The following is a 15,453-nucleotide window of genomic DNA, read 5'->3' as shown; positions in this document are numbered from 1 at the left end:
GCTTGTAGTCGTGAAGGGTTGCAAAAAGCCGCCCGGCCCAAGGATCGCCTTTCATGAACACGTCCTCCATCGGCATTGCCCTGGCGCGCAAGGGCGCCAATGCGTCGCTGCTGGTTCTGCCCGCCGCCATGGGGCTTGCCGCCCCGGCCGCCGCGCAGAGCGTGATCTCCACCAGCCACTATGCGCCCGTGAACCTCGCGCGGTATGGCAATGCGGGGGTGAGCATCGCCAACGGCGTGACGGTTGATAGCCAGAGTTGGGCGGCGCTGTGGGATTTGAGCCCGGCTCAGCTCAGCAATGCCGGGCAGGTGCAGGCCGCCAATGGCGCGGGCATCTGGCTCGGCGGGGGCGGCGGCGTCACCAATACAGGCAGCGTGGCGGGCAATAACGCGGTGGAGTTGTGGGCTTCGGGAAGTGTGGCCAATAGCGGCAACATCAGCGCCACGCGCTACGGCGTGGTGGTGAATGGCGGCGCCGGGCAGGTCAGCAACAGCGGCGCCATCAGTGCGGGGTTCGACGGCGTGAGCCTCAACCAGGGCGGCGGCGTGACCAATACTGGCTCCATCTTTGGCGGGCATATCGGCGTTTACACCGGCAACGGCGCGGGCAGCGTGACCAATAGCGGGCAGATTTCCGCCAGCCGGGGCGATGCCGTCTCGCTCTATTCCGGCGGCAGCCTCACCAATACCGAGACCGGGCGGCTGCTGGGCGGCTATTCCGGCGTGTATGCGGGCGGCGACGGCTCGCGCATCACCAATGCCGGGCTGATCAGCGGGCCGGATTTCGGCGTGTATCTTACCGGTGCGTCCTCGCTCAACAATAGTGGCACCATCGCGGGAGGGATCGGCGGCGCGATCGATACCGGGGGTGGCGGGGTGGTGGAGAATACCGGGCTGATCACCGGCACCACCGCCGGGGTGAAGCTGGCCAAGGGCGGCACGCTGGACAATGCCGGGACCATCGCCGGGGCGACCGGAATTATTGCCAGCGGGGCGGTGGATATTATCGACACCGGCAGCATCATCGCCACCGGGGGCGGTAATGCGATCAGCCTGTCGCGCGGGGCGAGCAGCATCACGCTGGGCACCGGGGCGCAGATCGTGGGGGATATTGCAGGCAATGGCACGGCGAGTTCCATCTCGCTCACCGGCGGCGGCACGCTCTCCAGCGACATCATGGGCTTCGGCAGTGGCGGGTCGCTCATTGTGGCGCAGGGGGCGAGTTGGGCCGGTACCGGCACCTGGAATGTGGCGCAGATGGTGAATAATGGTAGCTTCTCCGCCGGGCTGGCCACGGCCCCGCTGCGGCTGAACGGCAATTTCAGCCAGAGCGACACGGGCACGCTGGTGGTACTGGTGAAACCGGGGCAGGTTTCCAGCTTCAGCGTCACAGGCACGATCAAGCTGGGTGGCACACTCACTTATGTACTGGCACCGGGCACCTACACCCCCGCGAGCTACCAGTTCTTGGAGGCGGATGCCGGCCTGAGCGGCAGTTTTGCCCAGGTGGAACAGGTGGCGCAGCCGCTCACGCTCTCGCTGAACAGCCAGGCGGCGCGGCTGCTGGTGAACAGCAACTTCACCGTGGCGCCACAAGGGGCGGGGTTGCTGCCCGACCTCTCACAGGCCATGACGCTCGACGCCCAGACCATGGACGATCTGCTGCTTGGCCACGCCATGTCGCCAGGGGCGGGGGCGGAGTGCCGCAACGCCCCGGCCCAGGGGGACGGTAAGGCGGGTATCGCCTCGGCCATCGCCAGCGGGTTCTGCGCGGCCGGAGGCTGGGTGGAGGCGGCGGGCTCCAACCTCGCCACCGATGGTTTCAACATGACCGGCGGCGGGTTTCTCGCGGGGGTGGACCATGCCATCCCCGCGACGGACGGGCGGATCGGCCTCGCCGCAGGGTATGATGATGCCGCCATGCGCGGCAAGGGCACGGGAACCGCCGATCTGGAGACGGTCCGCCTTGGCCTCTACGCCAACCAGCCTATGGGGGCGTTCGTCCTCAGCGGCGCGGTGCTGGATGGTATCGTGAACGCCAGCACCGCCCGCCAGACCGGGGCGGACGCCGCGGTGGCGCGGGAGAATGGCAATGTGCTGTCCCTCGCGGCGCAGGCGGCGCTGCCGCTGGCCTGGGGCGGATGGGACATCAGCCCCGCCGCCGGGCTGCGGGTGACCCGCGTGGCCATTGGTGGGCTGGCGGAAGGCGCTTCGGTGCAGGCTTTCGCGCTGAATGGCGGCGCGTCCTCCGGCGCCACGGTGACGCCGTTCCTGCACCTGAATTTGGGCCGCGGTTATGTTGCCGCCTCGCACATCGTCATCACCCCGCGCGTTACTTTCGGGGTCGAGGGCAGCTTGGGCAATCCTGGCGTGGGGCTGGGGCTGGCCACGCAGGACGGCACAGCCTTTACCCTCAACCCGCAGGAGCTGTCGCCGGTCTCCGGCGTGGTGGGGCTGGGGCTGCGCATGGCCAAAGGCGATTGGGCGCTGGATATCGGCTATAGCGGCCGCTTCGCCGGCAACTGGTCGGCGCAGAGCTTGCAAGCGGCAGTCTCGGCGCGGTTTTAAGGGACTGGTTCAGACGAAAAAATTCTTTAGTGAATTGAAATTATTGAAAATTTTTACGGGGTTTGGCGCGCTTTTTATAAAAAGCGCGCCAAGATTCACAGCTTATGTCAGCGGCGCGCCGCTTGCACAGGCGGGGCAGCTGACCAGCCCACGGCGATGGTGAACCACTACCGTGGTCCCGGCGGGAATTTCAGCATGGCAGTAATCGCAGATCAGGGCGATCGGGAACACTTCCTGGCCGACGCCTTCAAAGACGATATCCTGGCCCCCCATACGCTTAGGCCACGTCTCTTGCTTGACGATATCGCCGCGGAAATGTTCCTCAAAACGCACCCACCGGTCAATTTGATCTTGGGTTAGGCCATTGGCGCGCAATGATTTCAGCATGAGCGCCTGCCGGTGATCCATCAGCTCATCTGAGATGATCATCCAGTGATGCGCGTTGCGCGGGCGATTGCCAAAATAGACTTTCTCGCCGAGCAGGCAGCGTTTCATGAACACGTATTGCTTGTCGGTCACATGTTCTTTTTGGACATTTTCGAAGAAGGGGGCGAGTTGCTCGTCGGCATAGACCATGTCGTAGAACGCTTCCAAGATTTTGCGAACCTTGTCGCCGTCTTGTTGCAGTTCCATCCATAGGGCGGGGTCGGTTTCCGGGTAGGGGATCTCGGATTCCGTGGGGGCGGCACTGGCTTTCTCGGCCAGCAGATCATCCGCATTCACGGGGGCCAGCTGCATATCGCCCGCGGGCTTGCAACGGCAGGGCATGAAGTAAGATTTGGCCCGCAAGGTTTCCGAGAGGCCACGCTGTGTCCGCTCGGGCAGTTCGCCTTCCAGGCACTTCAATAAGCACGTCTGGCAGCTGCCGGCCTTGCAGGAAAACGGCACTTCGATCCCGGCCCTGAGCAGGGCGTTGAGCACGGTCTCGTTGGTTCGTACAGCAACGGACCGTCCCATATAGGTAACGACGGGGGCGTGCGTTTCAGTCACCACATAATTCCGATCTTGCGTAAGGGGGCTGTGAGCAGGCTTGGCATATTCATGTCTCTGGGCGGGAGAGAAGCCGGAAAATTACGCGGGTAAGTTTGGCTGTTTTGATGAAGTGGCGCTTGCGTGCTGAATGAAATGGAAGCAGGGAGGAAGCTGCTTGTAGGTGATGTTCTGATGAATGTTAATTTTTGTCAAGATTTGTGCCCGCCGCAAGCTCCCCAATGGGCTCTCAGCATACGGCATGGCATACCGGATTTGCCGAAGACCCGCGTGAGGGTGGGCATGCGATGCGGGCGGATAGAGGCAAAGTTCCCAAAAAGGGGCGAAGCCATGATTCAAAGTGGGGCAGGGGCGTTATAGCGGCACTTTCCCCAGCCCGCCGGGACGGTCGAGGATATAAATCGGAAACGCTGTGCCGCTGATCTTGCCGCGCAGGTTGCGCAGAAGCTCCCGCCCGCGCTCCGGTTCCACATGGAAGCGCGCGGTGCCGGGGGCGGGGTCTAGCTGGTGCAGGTAATAAGGCTTGATCCGCGCGCGCAGCATGGCGCGGAACAAATCGGCCAGCGCGGCTTCACTGTCGTTCACGCTGGCCAGCAGCACGGTCTGGCCCAGCAGCGGAATGCCCAGCCGTGTCAGCTTGCGGCAGGCCTCGTTGGCGTCCGCCGTCAGCTCCCGCGCATGGTTGCTGTGCACCGCGATGTAGAGCGGCTTCTCGATCTCCAGCGCCTCCAGCAGCGTCTCGTTCACCAGCGACGGATCGGCCACAGGCACGCGGCTATGGATGCGCAGCAGCTCCACATGCGGGATCGCCGCCACTCGGCGCAGCATTTCGCCCAGGCGGCGGGGCGAGAGCATCAGCGGGTCGCCGCCGGTTAAAATCACCTCGCGGATGCCCGGATGCGCCGCAATGTAAGCGTAGGCCGCCTCCAGCTCATCGGCCGAGAGCACCCCGCCATCCGGCCCCACCTGCTCGCGCCTGAAGCAGAACCGGCAATAGACGGGGCAGGCAAGCAGGGGTTTCAGCAGCGCACGGTCCGGGTAGCGGTGCACGATGCCGGGGAGGGGCGAGAGCGCCTCGTCGGCGATGGGGTCCGTGCTCTCATGCGGGGCGGTGATTAGTTCGGCGGCGCTGGGGATGAATTGCAGCCCCAGCGGATCGTCCGGCGACTCGATGAGTGCGGCCAGGGCGGGCGGCACGGCAATGGCGTAGCGCGCGCCGACGGCCTCGGCCTCGGCGACGCGGTTCTGGGGCAGCAACCCGGCGCGGGCCAGCTCGTCGGGGCGGCGCAGCGTGCGGGGCTTGGGGGAAATACCATCCGGCATCGGGGTGATGTAGAACGTGCGCCATGCGCTCTCAACCCTGGCAGACACTGCCCGACCGTTTTCCCCGTCTCCTGCGCCGCCAGCGCCTGGCCGCCGCCGTGCGCGCCTTCTTCGCCGCGCGCGGCTATACCGAGGTGGAAACCCCCTACGCCGTGGCAGCGCCGGGTGAGGAGGTGCATCTGCGCGCCCGTCCGGCGGGCGACAAATGGCTGAACACCTCGCCCGAATTCGCCATGAAAAAGCTGCTGGCGGGCGGCTCGGGGCCAATCTTTCAGCTCGCCCGCGTCTGGCGCGACGAGCCCTGGTCCGACACCCACGCCCCTGAGTTCACCATGCTGGAATGGTACTCGCTGGGCGCGGACATGCAGGCGCTGATGGACGAAACCTTTGCCCTGCTACGCGCCACTCTGCCGCCCGAGGTGAGTTGCCGGGGCATCACCACGCGCCTCGACGAGCCGGAATTCCTCACCGTGGCCGAGGCCTTCCAGCGCTATGTGGGGGCGGATGTGTTGGCCACCGCCGATGACGCGCCCGCTTTGGCCGCCCAGGCTGGTGCAAAACTGCGCGAGGGCGAGGATTGGGAGGATTTGTTCTTCCGCCTGCTGCTGGAGCGGATCGAGCCGCATCTGGGCCGCGAGCGCCCGACCTTCCTCACCCATTGGCCCGCCGCCCAGGCGGCGCTGGCGCGCAAATGCCCGGATGACCCGCGCGTGGCGGAGCGGTTCGAGCTGTATGTTTGCGGCATCGAGTTGGCCAATGCCTTCGTCGAACTCACGGATGCCGAGGAGCAGCGGGCGCGCTTTATCGCCGACCGCGCGCGGCGGCATGCGCTCTATGGCGAGGATTGGCCGATGGACGAGGAGTTCCTTACCGCCGTGGCCGCGCTTCCCGCTTGCTCGGGCATCGCTCTGGGGTTCGACCGGCTGGCCATGCTGGCCACGGGTGCCGCGCGCATTGCCGATGTTTTGTGGCTGCCTTGACGTAAGTCATCAAATTGTTACGTGCAAATGGTATATCCCAGCGCTTAGGAGGGTTTATCCATGCGCCGTGCCGTTCTCGCCTTGCCGCTAGCTCTTGCCGCCTGCGCCCACGGGCCGAGCCTGCAATCGCGCATGGCCGCTTATATCGGCGCGCCAGAGGCGAGTCTCGTGCAGTCGCTGGGCGTGCCGGACAAGCAGATCACCGTGGATGGCGTGCAGTATCTCGCCTATGTCCATGGTCATGCTGAGGTCATGCCAAACAACATCGCCATGGGTGGCTTCGGGCCTTGGTACGGGCCGTACTGGGGGCCGTATTATGGGGGGTACATGCAGCCCTTTCCACAGAATATCCAGGTCTGGTCCTGCGAGATCACCTTCGCCCTGAAGGATGGCAAGGTGGCGGGCTTCACCCTTAAGGGCAATGATTGCCGTTAAGCTGCGGCGATGGCCTTGAGCATCGCCTGAACACCGGCGGCGGGACCGTCGGGGTGGTTCCATACCGCGCCGACCACGGCCAGGAATTCCGCGCCCGCACGCACCAGCGGCGCGCAATTTTCAGCCGTGATGCCGCCGATGGCCACACAGGGCACTTCCATCGTCTCGGCCCAGATCTGCAACGTCTCGATCTCCGCCATTTCCGGCGGCTCCTTGGTGGAGGTGGGGAAGAATGCGCCAAAAGCCACGTAATCCGCCCCAGCCTCCGCCGCCTCCATCGCGAGATGGCGGGAGTTATGACAGGTCACGCCCAGCGTCAGCTCGCCCAAAATCTTGCGCGCCTGCTTGAGGGGCATGTCCGTCTGGCCGACATGGGCGCCGTCGCAGCCGAGCTTCATGGCCAAGTCCGGCCGGTCGTTGAGGATGAAGGCGACATCCCGGCTCTGGGCGATGGGGCGCAGGCGGTCCACCGTGCGGGCAATCAAATCGTCCGGGACGTCCTTCAGGCGCAATTGTAGGGCGGCCACGTCCCCGGCATCGAGGGCGGCGGCAAGTTGGGCCTCGAAGTTATCGGGCAGAACCGGCGGGGTAATGAGGTAGAGGCGGCAATCGTTTGTCATGGCACCAGAAGCTGGAAAATAAAGAAGCGGCCTTTTTGGAAAAAGGCCGCCCCCAAAAACTTTTACAAATTGTTAGCTTAGAACTTGCCGAGATAGATGTCGATGATCTTGCCCAGCAGCTCCAGGACTTCCTCGCGCGGGCGCTGGAAGGTGTTGCGGCCGATGATCGAGCCGTTGGCGCCGCCATCGCGCAGGCCACGGATTTCCTCATACAGCGCGTCCAGGTTCTTGGCCTCGCCGCCGGAGAACACGACGATACGCTTGCCGGCGAAGCAGGACTGCACGACATGGGCGGTGCGCTTGGCCATGGTCGAGGCGTCGAACCCGGCATAGGACTTCTTGGCGGCTTCGAGCGAGATCACATCCGTGGGCGGCTTGACCTTGATGATGTGGGCACCCAGCAGAGCGGCCATGTGCGCGGCGTAGGCGCAGATGTCGAGCGCGGTTTCGGCGGCCTTGTCCAGGTTCGGGCCGCGCGGATAAGGCCACACAACCACGGCCAGACCGGCTGACTTGGCCTCCTCGGCCATCTCGCGGATTTCTTCCATCAGGTCGAACGCGAATTCGGAGCCTGGATAGATGGTGAAGCCGATGGCCGAGCAGCCCAGGCGCAGCGCGTCGGAGACGGAGCCGGTGATGGCCTGGTTCTTGTCGGTGGCGAGCGAGTTGGAGGAGTTGACCTTCAGGATGGTCGGGATCTGACCGGCGAACTCGGAGGCGCCGACTTCCAGCATGCCCAGCGGGGCGGCATAGGCGGAGAGCTCAGCGTCGATGGCGAGCTGGTAGTGGTAGTACGGGTCATAGGCGGCGGGGTTGGGGGCGAAGGAGCGGGCCGGGCCATGCTCGAAACCCTGGTCCACCGGCAGGATCACCAGCTTGCCGGTACCGCCCAGCTTGCCCTGCATCAGGATGCGGGCCAGATTCGCCTTGGTGCCGGGGTTGTCGCTCTCGTAATGCGAGAGGATTTTCTTAACGGTCTGCGTGATCGCCATTTTGTCCCAACCTATGAATAATTTTGCAACCGTGCGCCCTGTAGCCGATGGCTCGGCGGATGTCATCCGCCTTGGGGCGCGTCGTGGCGGCACAAAAGCTCAAAAAATGCGGCCAAATCATGGTGCCGGGGGCGCTGGCGGTAAAAAACTTCCGGTGAGCCATGCCGCGATGTGCCGGGGGGCGCCGGGTGTGGACAGATCCAGCGCCGGGGGCGGGGCGGAGAGCAGCAGCGCCCCCTGGGCGGCGGCGTATTCGGCCACCTGGCTCCAGGCCGGGCAGGGGGCGAGCACTACGCCCGGCAGGCCGAGCTTCAGCGCCTCCCAGGCGCGGCCGGGGGCGGGGCCGCAATCGAGCAGCGCGGGGCCAGTATATGCCGCCGCCGCCAGCAGCTCGCGCCACCATAAACCGCCCGCATAAAGCGCGGCACCGGGGGTGGAAAGCAGGGTGACGGGGTGGCCGCAGGCCATGGCGGCGCGGATATCGGGCAGCCCATGCACGATGACCGCAGGTGGTAAACTCATTACACTATAATCATGTTTTGGGCGTTAAACCTTACCTTGACCGCCCACGGCGCGGTCATGTTCTATAGTCGCATGTCTGAGTCTGAATCAGAAGACGAAATCCTGGACCGTATCGAAGCCGCGCTGCGCAAGATCGCCAGCCTGTCCAAGCCTGCTGGCGGTGAGGCTCTCGACCGCGCCACCTTGGCCGAGGGGCTGGATCAGGTGATCAACCGCCTGCGCACGGCGATCGATGAGGTCCACCCGCCCGAACCGACGGAGTGACGCCATGGCCCAGGTCACCATACGCATCAATGGTTTCGCCTATACCGTCGGCTGTGAGGACGGGCAGGAAGAGCATCTGGGCCAGATGGCCGCCGAGATCGAGCAGCGGATCACCAGCATCAAGGCGATTGGCGGGCAGTCCGGCGAGGCGCGGTTGCTGATGCTGGCCTCGCTGCTGCTGGCCGACGAACTGCACGACCTGCGCGGGGCGTTGGCCGCCGCCGAGGCTCGCGTGATCGAGGCGCAGGCCGCCAAGCCCGCACCCGCCGATGAGCAGCGCCGCGCCCGGTTGCGCCGGGTGGCGGCCCGGGCGGAAGAGATCGCCGCCGACCTTCTCGATAGCTGAGAGAAGGTTTTAAAACCCTGCCCTGGAGGTCGTCTGGGCGTGATTTTATGCGCTCCGGTGCGCGTGTAGCCCATATACGCTCTGTTCCGGTGCTCAAAAATCTCACTCATGCAACTCACCGAAGCGCGTTTTAAAGCCATCTCTGACCCGCGCATAGGACGCATTGCACCGGCGGCCATCGCCGCCTAAATAGATGGCTGGAGCTGCCCGGTGCGTCAGGCAAATCATCCCCAGGGCCGTTAAGCATCTCCCTCGGGGGCTGGCTCTGTCCGGACCATTGGTCCGGTTACCCGGCGCCCACCTGCACAAGCAGGCCTTGGGAGGATGTACACGCCAACGGCCAGGGTGGCTCCACGTTCCCCGGCAGCGTGGAAAAACCTACGTGTGACAATCGTTTATTGACCTGCCGCCGCGGTTTTGGCATCGTTACGCGGGGTGGGAGAGCTTTATGACACGTTCTGAACTAATCGCCGGGCTGGCGGAAGATAACCCTCATCTGACCGTGGCCGAGGTGGAGCGCATTGTATCGGCGCTGTTTGATGAAATGACAGCCGCGTTAGCGCGCGGCGAGCGTGTGGAGTTGCGCGGCTTCGGCGCGTTTACCGTGAAGAGCCGCCAGGCCCGCGCCGGGCGCAACCCGCGCACCGGCGAGACGGTGCAGGTGGCGCAGAAATCCGTGCCCTTCTTCAAGGCCGGCAAGGAGCTGCGCGAGCGCATCAACAAGCCCGCCCCGGCCCCGGCCAAGGGCAAAAAGAATGGTGGAGCGGAAACCTGACCATCCTGAAAACAATCGCCGGCTTTGTCCTCATCGTCGCGCTGGTGATTCTGCTTCTCTCCAATCGTGATTTCGTCCCGGTGAATTTCTGGCCGTTCGGCGGCATGCCTCTGCCCTTGGGCGGGGTGCTGCTCGGCGCACTGGGCTTTGGCTTTCTCTCCGGGCTGATTTTCCATCTGCCCCACCGTTTCCGTGCGCACCGCCGGGCCAAACGCGCCGAAAAGCGCGTGGCCGAGCTGGAGGCGCAGCTTACCCCGACACAGGATACCCCATGAAACGACTTATCGCCGCGATCGACACGCCCGAGTTGGACCGGGCGCAAGAGCTTGTGCGCGGTGTGGCGCCGCATTGCGGGCTGGTGAAGCTGGGGCTGGAATTCTTCCTCCGCCACGGCCCCGCGGGGTTCACCCAGGCGGCGCAGGGTAATCCGGTGTTTCTGGACCTCAAGCTGCATGACATTCCCAACACCGTGGCCGGGGCCGTGCGCTCGCTGCTGCCGCTGGGGGCGGATATGCTAACCATCCATGCCGGTGGCGGCGCGAAAATGATCGAGGCGGCGGCAAAGGCGGCCTCGGAAGGTGCGAAGCGCCCGAAGATCCTGGCCGTGACGGTGCTGACCAGCCTGGATACCGAGGCCCTGGCGGCGACCGGCGTCTCGGGTGGCCCGGCGCAGCAGGTGCTGCGTCTGGCGCGGCTGGCGCTGGAGAATGGCGCGGACGGGCTGGTCTGCTCGGCGCATGAGATTTCCCGCCTGCGCGACGCCTTTGGCGAGAAGCCGGTGCTGGTCGTGCCGGGCATCCGCCCCAAGGGCGCCGAGATCGGCGATCAGGCGCGGGTGATGACGCCGGAGGAGGCCGTCTCAGCCGGGGCGGATTACATCGTGGTTGGGCGGCCCATTACGGGTGCTGTGGACCCGGTGGCGGCTGCGGCGGCGATCGCCGCGAGCATCGCGTGACCAAGGTCAAAATCTGCGGGATCAACAGCCCCGAGGCGTTCGACGCCACGGTGCAGGCGGGCGCGGATTATCTGGGCTTTGTGTTTTTCCCGCCTTCGCCGCGCTACGTCACCCCGGCTGAGGCGGCGCTGCTCTCCGCCCGCGCTCAGGGTGGGCCGCTGCGCGTGGGGTTGTTCGTGAATCCCGGGTTCGACGAGATTGACGCGGTGCTGCAAAGCGTCTCGCTGGATATCTTGCAGGTCCATGCCTCGCCCGCCGCCGTGACGGCGCTACGGGACCGCTTTGGCCGCCCTGTCTGGCGCCAGCTGGGCGTGACCAGCGCGGCGGATTTCCCCGCCAAGGACGAACATGCCGATGGCTATGTGGTGGAGGCCAAGCCGCCGCCGGGGGCGACGAGGCCTGGTGGCAACGCGGTGAAGGCGGATTGGGCGCTGCTCTCCACCTTCCGTCCCGCCAAGCTCTGGCTGCTGGCGGGCGGGCTGAACCCCGGCAATGTGGCCGAGGCCATCGCCCAGACCGGCACGCCGGGGGTGGATGTATCCTCCGGCGTGGAGACCGCGCCGGGGAAGAAATCGCCCGAACTGATCCGGGCGTTTGTTAAGGCCGCGCGCGGTTAGCGCACGTATTCCCGCACCACCGGGGCCAATGCCTCGGCGATGCGGCGCATGCCCTCGGCATCGGGGTGCAAAGGCGGGTCTGGCGGGTTCAAATGCGGGTCAACGAACAGCGTCGGGTCGGTGTGTCCATCCGTTTGCAGCAGATGCCCGACATCCATGAAGGTGACGGTCTGGCTGTCCGCGTAATGCTGCGCCAGGGCGGCGTTGGTTGTCCGCGTCTGCGCGTCCACCCAGGGGGAGCGGATGGAGGGCAGCACGCCCAGCAGCAGGATATGCGCGCCGGGCAGGCGGCGATGGGTGTTCTCGACCACGGCCTCGATGCCGGGGATGGTCATCGCCGCGTCCCAATGCACCTTGCCGAAATTGTTCGCCCCGATGAGGATGATGGCGAGTTGCGGGTGCAGCCCCTCGACCTGCCCGTGATCCAGCCGCCAGATCAGGCTTGAGGTGGTGTCGCCGATGAAGCCGAAATCCAGCGCGCCGTAGGGGGCGTAATACTGGTTCCAGATGGGTAGGATATCGTCATACCCATGCCCGCCATGGCGCTGCCAGTAATAGGTGATGGAGTCGCCTAGCCAGACAATCTTGGCGTCCGGGTGGGTGCGGGCATCCTCCAGCGACGCGTCCCAATGCTGGTGCCAGACAGGCAGGTTCAGCCGGTCGATGGGTGCTTCGGCGAGGTTCACCTTCGCCTGCGCGGCGAGCGGCAGGGTCAGGGCGAGAGTTGTGAGCAGGCGGCGCATGGTCACAGCCCCAGCATCAGCAGGCCGAAGCTGCCCGCGCCGAACGCCGCGCAATACCAGGCGAAGGGCTTCAGCGCCCAGGAATCGTGCTGCTTGAAATAGCGCATCAGGAAGGCGGTACTGGCATAGGCCACCACGCCCGCCACAATGGCGGCGAGCAGCGAGACGCCGAACAGTGCGTGCAGCTCGTGCGCGCGCAGCAGCTTGGGGATCTCGGCGACGCTGGCGGCGAGGATGACCGGCGTGCCCATGAGGAAGGAGAAATGCGCCGCGTCCTCATGGTTGATGCCCCGGCGCAGGCCGCCGACGATGGCCGAGCCCGAGCGCGAGATACCGGGCAGGAAGGCGAGGCACTGGAACAGGCCGATGATCAGAGCGTCCAGGTTGGTGAGATGCCCGCCGCGCAGGGCGGCGCGGCCGCGCAGGCGCTCGCCCGCCAGCAGCAGGCCGGCATTGGCGATGAGGAACAGCGAGGCGATAAGCGGGCTGCCGAAGAGATGCGCGATCGGCTTTTTCAGTATCGCGCCGATGAGCACGGCCGGGATGGTGGCAATGATGAGCTTGAGCAGCAGGTCGCGCGTCGCGCTCACCTCCGCCTGATAGCCGATGCCCAGCACCCCGCGCGCCATGGCCAGCCAGTCGGCATAGAAATAGGCGAGCAGGCCGATGGCGGTGCCGAGATGCAGCATGACCAGGAAGGGCAGGAAATCCGGGCTGGACTGATCGATGGGCCAGTGCAGCAGCTTCGGCACGATCACGGCGTGGCCCAGGCTGCTGACGGGAAAAAGTTCCGTCGCCCCCTGCAGAATCGCGAATAATACGGCGTGCACGAAATCCATGTTGTCTCCCCGTCAGGCTGCGGCGCGGCATTGGCGCCCGCATCTGCATTGCAGAATTCTCCTCCGCCGTTAAGTCAGGGGCATGCAAGTTTCACAAACCCCGGGACGGGCCATGGTTGCGCTGCTGGCGGTCGCCTGCGCCGTGGTGGTTGCGAATATCTATTACGTGCAGCCGCTGATCGGGCTGATCGGGCCGGATGTGCATATGAGCCCGCGCGCGGCGAGCCTGATCATGAGCTGCACGCAGCTTGGCTATGCGGCAGGGCTGCTGCTGCTGGTTCCGCTAGGGGACATCGTGGAGAACCGGCGGCTGGTGGTGCTGACTATCGCCGCCTGCATGCCGCCTTTGCTGTTGGCGGGGCTGGCACGTTCGGGGCCCGAGATGCTGGTGGCCGGTGCGGCGGTGGGTGTGACCTCGGTGGCGGTGCAGATGCTCGTGCCGCTGGCCGCGCATATGGCGCCGGAGCAGTCGCGCGGGCGCGTGGTCGGCACGGTGATGAGCGGGCTGCTGGTGGGCATATTGCTCGCCCGGCCTGTGTCCTCGGCCATCACCGCCGCGTTCGGCTGGAGGGTGGTGTTCTTTCTTTCGGCGGGGCTGATGGCCGTGCTTGCGCTGCTGTTGCGCTGCATGCTGCCCGAGCGCAGCCCCGGCGCGCGGCAGGGCTACGGCGCGCTGCTGGCCTCGCTGTTCGCCTTGCCGTTCAGGGTACCGATTTTGCGCCAGCGGGGCTTGGTGCAGTCGGCCTGTTTTGGCGCATTCTCGTTGTTCTGGACCGGTGTGCCGCTTTATCTGTCGCGGGATTTCGGCTTCACACAGCGCGGCATTGCGGTGTTTGGCTTGGCCGGGGCGGCGGGGGCGCTGGTGGCGCCCATCGCGGGAAGCTTGGCCGATAGGGGGCATGGCCGGGCCGCCACGTATGGCGGGCTTGCGTCCATCGCCTTGGCGTTCGCCTTGGCGTGGGCGGGTGGCGAAGTGCATTCGGCGCTGGTGCTGGCGGGCGCCGCCATGCTGCTCGATGCGGGGGTGCAGACCAGCCTGATCGTCGGTCAGCGGGCCATCTACGCGGAAGCGGCGGAGATCCGCTCGCGGCTGAACGGGCTGTTCATCGCCGTGTTCTTCGTCGGCGGGGCGGCGGGTTCCGCGGTGACCGGCGCGCTGCTGCTGCATGGCGGCTGGCAGGAGTTGTGCGGGCTGGGAGCGATGCTGCCGCTGCTGGCGTTGGGGTATTGCCGGCTGGTGCGGGCGTGAGCGCAGGCGCCGTTTGGGCGGTGGTGCTGGTTAGCCTGGGGTGCGTGCTCATCCGCCCCTGGGGGATGCGCGAATGGATGCCCGCCCTGGCGGGGGCGGTGCTGTTGGTGCTGGGCGGGGCGCTGCCGCTGCGTGAGGCACTGGGCGCGGTGGGGCAGGGTGGCGATGTGTATCTGTTCCTTACCGGCATGATGCTGCTGGCCGAGCTGGCCGCCGACCAGGGCGTGTTCGCTTGGGCGGCGGGGCTGGTGGCGCGGGCGGCGAATGGCTCGGCGCTGCGGCTGTTTGGGCTGATCTATGCCATGGCGGTGGTGGTGACGGTGTTTCTCTCCAACGATGCCACGGCCGTCGTCTTCACCCCTGCCGTGGCCGCCATGGTCCGGGCGGTGCGGGCCGAGGACCGCCTGCCTTATCTGCTCATCTGCGCCTTTGTGGCCAATGCCGCCTCCTTCGTGCTGCCGATCTCCAACCCCGCCAACCTCGTGGTGTTCGCTGATGCCATGCCGGATCTTGGCCATTGGCTGGGGGCGTTTGGCTTGTCTTCGGCGGCGGCCGTCGGCGCCACCTTCCTGGCTCTCTGGTTCACCCAGCGGCGCGGGTTGCGGCAGTGTCTTGCTACACCGGGGGCGGTTGCCCCGCTTTCGCGCGGCGGCAGGCTGACACTGGCTGGGCTTGGCGGGATGACGGTGCTGTTGCTCACAGCCTCTGGGCTGGGCTGGCGGTTGGGCTTGCCAACGCTTTGCGCCGGGTTGGGCAGTGCCGCGCTGGTGGCGGTATTTACCCGGCAGCCGGTCTGGCGGCTGGCGCGGGAGGTGTCCTGGGGCGTGCTGCCGATGGTGGCGGGACTGTTCGTAATGGTCGGGGCGCTGGACCGGCTGGGGCTGGCTGAAGCGATAGCGCGGAGTGTGCGGGCCGTGCCGGGCGGTGAGGTCTGGGCCGTGGGGCTGGGGCTGGCGGGGTTGAGCAACCTTATCAACAACCTGCCCGCCGGGCTGCTGGCCGGGCATGCGCTGGGGCAGGCGGGCCAAAGGGTGACTGCCGCGGCGCTGATCGGTGTGGATCTCGGCCCGAACCTCTCCATCACCGGCTCGCTCGCCACGCTGCTCTGGCTGACGGCGTTGCGCAAAAACGGGATCAGCGTGTCCGCTTGGCGGTTCCTCCGCTTGGGCGCGGTGGTGATGCCGCCGGCCTTGCTCGCGGCGCTGGTGGCGCTGGCCTTGGCGGGCTGAGGATCGC

18 protein-coding genes and 1 other RNA gene are annotated in these 15,453 nt (G+C 66.0%); 12 read left to right on the top strand and 7 right to left on the bottom strand.

Annotated features, from left to right (window positions below; translation table 11 throughout):
* Nucleotides 1-53: 53 nt before the first annotated feature.
* On the top strand, nucleotides 54-2,567 hold the full coding sequence (locus HNP71_RS12975; protein ID WP_183267372.1) for an autotransporter outer membrane beta-barrel domain-containing protein: 2,514 nt from the start codon (nucleotides 54-56) through the stop codon (nucleotides 2,565-2,567).
* Nucleotides 2,568-2,669: 102 nt separating this feature from the next.
* Here the strand turns inward: HNP71_RS12975 and HNP71_RS12970 are convergent, their stop codons facing one another.
* Together HNP71_RS12970 and HNP71_RS12965 are read right to left on the bottom strand one after the other, a co-directional pair.
* Nucleotides 2,670-3,557 carry a 2Fe-2S iron-sulfur cluster-binding protein gene (locus HNP71_RS12970; protein WP_183267371.1) on the bottom strand — a complete coding sequence of 296 codons (888 nt, stop codon included), beginning with the start codon at nucleotides 3,555-3,557 and terminating at the stop codon, nucleotides 2,670-2,672.
* Between the two features lie 354 nt (nucleotides 3,558-3,911).
* Nucleotides 3,912-4,880 (bottom strand): lysine-2,3-aminomutase-like protein, encoded by a 969-nt coding sequence (locus HNP71_RS12965; protein WP_183267383.1) that lies wholly within the window; start codon nucleotides 4,878-4,880, stop codon nucleotides 3,912-3,914.
* Nucleotides 4,881-4,903: 23 nt separating this feature from the next.
* Here HNP71_RS12965 and epmA point away from each other — a divergent pair, with 23 nt between their 5' ends.
* A complete protein-coding gene (epmA, locus tag HNP71_RS12960) occupies nucleotides 4,904-5,860 on the top strand; it encodes an EF-P lysine aminoacylase EpmA (RefSeq protein ID WP_183267370.1) in 957 nt (318 codons plus the stop codon).
* Between the two features lie 60 nt (nucleotides 5,861-5,920).
* Nucleotides 5,921-6,295: a hypothetical protein gene (locus HNP71_RS12955; RefSeq protein ID WP_183267369.1), complete on the top strand. Its 375-nt coding sequence runs from the start codon at nucleotides 5,921-5,923 to the stop codon at nucleotides 6,293-6,295.
* Here HNP71_RS12955 and thiE read toward each other — a convergent pair.
* The 3 genes from thiE to HNP71_RS12940 all read right to left on the bottom strand — a co-directional run bounded on the left by thiE (nucleotide 6,292) and on the right by HNP71_RS12940 (nucleotide 8,429).
* The gene (gene thiE / locus HNP71_RS12950) at nucleotides 6,292-6,915 is read right to left on the bottom strand and encodes a thiamine phosphate synthase (protein ID WP_183267368.1); all 624 of its coding nucleotides are present in this window, start codon (nucleotides 6,913-6,915) and stop codon (nucleotides 6,292-6,294) included. The genes HNP71_RS12955 and thiE overlap by 4 nt on opposite strands.
* Nucleotides 6,916-6,992: 77 nt before the next feature.
* Nucleotides 6,993-7,907 (bottom strand): class I fructose-bisphosphate aldolase, encoded by a 915-nt coding sequence (locus HNP71_RS12945; RefSeq protein ID WP_183267367.1) that lies wholly within the window; start codon nucleotides 7,905-7,907, stop codon nucleotides 6,993-6,995.
* Between the two features lie 117 nt (nucleotides 7,908-8,024).
* A complete protein-coding gene (locus tag HNP71_RS12940) occupies nucleotides 8,025-8,429 on the bottom strand; it encodes a hypothetical protein (protein WP_183267366.1) in 405 nt (134 codons plus the stop codon).
* 72 nt (nucleotides 8,430-8,501) lie between these two features.
* Here HNP71_RS12940 and HNP71_RS12935 point away from each other — a divergent pair, with 72 nt between their 5' ends.
* The 7 genes from HNP71_RS12935 (at nucleotide 8,502) to HNP71_RS12905 (ending at nucleotide 11,386) form a co-directional block, all read left to right on the top strand.
* On the top strand, nucleotides 8,502-8,693 hold the full coding sequence (locus HNP71_RS12935; RefSeq protein WP_183267365.1) for a hypothetical protein: 192 nt from the start codon (nucleotides 8,502-8,504) through the stop codon (nucleotides 8,691-8,693).
* Between the two features lie 4 nt (nucleotides 8,694-8,697).
* Nucleotides 8,698-9,039 (top strand): cell division protein ZapA, encoded by a 342-nt coding sequence (locus tag HNP71_RS12930; protein ID WP_183267364.1) that lies wholly within the window; start codon nucleotides 8,698-8,700, stop codon nucleotides 9,037-9,039.
* Nucleotides 9,040-9,236: 197 nt separating this feature from the next.
* A non-coding RNA gene (gene ssrS / locus HNP71_RS12925) (6S RNA) lies at nucleotides 9,237-9,395 on the top strand.
* Between the two features lie 92 nt (nucleotides 9,396-9,487).
* On the top strand, nucleotides 9,488-9,814 hold the full coding sequence (locus tag HNP71_RS12920; RefSeq protein WP_183267363.1) for an integration host factor subunit beta: 327 nt from the start codon (nucleotides 9,488-9,490) through the stop codon (nucleotides 9,812-9,814).
* A gap of 44 nt (nucleotides 9,815-9,858) precedes the next feature.
* On the top strand, nucleotides 9,859-10,089 hold the full coding sequence (locus HNP71_RS12915; RefSeq protein ID WP_183267362.1) for a lipopolysaccharide assembly protein LapA domain-containing protein: 231 nt from the start codon (nucleotides 9,859-9,861) through the stop codon (nucleotides 10,087-10,089).
* Nucleotides 10,086-10,769, top strand: coding sequence for an orotidine-5'-phosphate decarboxylase (gene pyrF, locus HNP71_RS12910; protein WP_183267361.1), 684 nt, complete (start codon nucleotides 10,086-10,088; stop codon nucleotides 10,767-10,769). Before HNP71_RS12915 ends, pyrF begins: the two co-directional genes overlap by 4 nt.
* Nucleotides 10,766-11,386: a phosphoribosylanthranilate isomerase gene (locus HNP71_RS12905; protein ID WP_183267360.1), complete on the top strand. Its 621-nt coding sequence runs from the start codon at nucleotides 10,766-10,768 to the stop codon at nucleotides 11,384-11,386. The genes pyrF and HNP71_RS12905 overlap by 4 nt, the downstream gene beginning before the upstream one ends.
* Here the strand turns inward: HNP71_RS12905 and HNP71_RS12900 are convergent.
* Nucleotides 11,383-12,129: a GDSL-type esterase/lipase family protein gene (locus HNP71_RS12900; protein WP_183267359.1), complete on the bottom strand. Its 747-nt coding sequence runs from the start codon at nucleotides 12,127-12,129 to the stop codon at nucleotides 11,383-11,385. The genes HNP71_RS12905 and HNP71_RS12900 overlap by 4 nt on opposite strands.
* Nucleotides 12,130-12,131: 2 nt before the next feature.
* A complete protein-coding gene (locus tag HNP71_RS12895) occupies nucleotides 12,132-12,968 on the bottom strand; it encodes an undecaprenyl-diphosphate phosphatase (protein ID WP_183267358.1) in 837 nt (278 codons plus the stop codon).
* Between the two features lie 112 nt (nucleotides 12,969-13,080).
* On the opposite strand from HNP71_RS12895, the gene HNP71_RS12890 reads away from it, so the two are divergent.
* Together HNP71_RS12890 and HNP71_RS12885 are read left to right on the top strand one after the other, a co-directional pair.
* Nucleotides 13,081-14,217: an MFS transporter gene (locus tag HNP71_RS12890; protein WP_183267357.1), complete on the top strand. Its 1,137-nt coding sequence runs from the start codon at nucleotides 13,081-13,083 to the stop codon at nucleotides 14,215-14,217.
* Nucleotides 14,214-15,446: an SLC13 family permease gene (locus HNP71_RS12885; RefSeq protein WP_183267356.1), complete on the top strand. Its 1,233-nt coding sequence runs from the start codon at nucleotides 14,214-14,216 to the stop codon at nucleotides 15,444-15,446. Before HNP71_RS12890 ends, HNP71_RS12885 begins: the two co-directional genes overlap by 4 nt.
* Nucleotides 15,447-15,453: the final 7 nt, after the last annotated feature.

It is taken from the genome of Acidocella aromatica (assembly GCF_014201825.1).
GTDB classification, from domain to species: domain Bacteria; phylum Pseudomonadota; class Alphaproteobacteria; order Acetobacterales; family Acetobacteraceae; genus Acidocella; species Acidocella aromatica.
This window is presented reverse-complemented; position numbering and strand designations above follow the sequence as displayed.

Excerpts from the sequence above, each read along its gene's own strand:
- HNP71_RS12920 (WP_183267363.1), top strand. The coding sequence starts at position 9,488 with ATGACACGTTCTGAACTAATCGCCGGGCTGGCGGAAGATAACCCTCAT.
- HNP71_RS12930 (WP_183267364.1), top strand. The coding sequence starts at position 8,698 with ATGGCCCAGGTCACCATACGCATCAATGGTTTCGCCTATACCGTCGGC.
- HNP71_RS12935 (WP_183267365.1), top strand. The coding sequence starts at position 8,502 with ATGTCTGAGTCTGAATCAGAAGACGAAATCCTGGACCGTATCGAAGCC.
- HNP71_RS12900 (WP_183267359.1), bottom strand. The coding sequence starts at position 12,129 with ATGCGCCGCCTGCTCACAACTCTCGCCCTGACCCTGCCGCTCGCCGCG.
- HNP71_RS12890 (WP_183267357.1), top strand. The coding sequence starts at position 13,081 with ATGGTTGCGCTGCTGGCGGTCGCCTGCGCCGTGGTGGTTGCGAATATC.
- HNP71_RS12895 (WP_183267358.1), bottom strand. The coding sequence starts at position 12,968 with ATGGATTTCGTGCACGCCGTATTATTCGCGATTCTGCAGGGGGCGACG.
- thiE (WP_183267368.1), bottom strand. The coding sequence starts at position 6,915 with ATGACAAACGATTGCCGCCTCTACCTCATTACCCCGCCGGTTCTGCCC.
- HNP71_RS12945 (WP_183267367.1), bottom strand. The coding sequence starts at position 7,907 with ATGGCGATCACGCAGACCGTTAAGAAAATCCTCTCGCATTACGAGAGC.
- epmA (WP_183267370.1), top strand. The coding sequence starts at position 4,904 with ATGCGCTCTCAACCCTGGCAGACACTGCCCGACCGTTTTCCCCGTCTC.
- pyrF (WP_183267361.1), top strand. The coding sequence starts at position 10,086 with ATGAAACGACTTATCGCCGCGATCGACACGCCCGAGTTGGACCGGGCG.
- HNP71_RS12940 (WP_183267366.1), bottom strand. The coding sequence starts at position 8,429 with ATGAGTTTACCACCTGCGGTCATCGTGCATGGGCTGCCCGATATCCGC.
- HNP71_RS12955 (WP_183267369.1), top strand. The coding sequence starts at position 5,921 with ATGCGCCGTGCCGTTCTCGCCTTGCCGCTAGCTCTTGCCGCCTGCGCC.
- HNP71_RS12965 (WP_183267383.1), bottom strand. The coding sequence starts at position 4,880 with ATGCCGGATGGTATTTCCCCCAAGCCCCGCACGCTGCGCCGCCCCGAC.
- HNP71_RS12975 (WP_183267372.1), top strand. The coding sequence starts at position 54 with ATGAACACGTCCTCCATCGGCATTGCCCTGGCGCGCAAGGGCGCCAAT.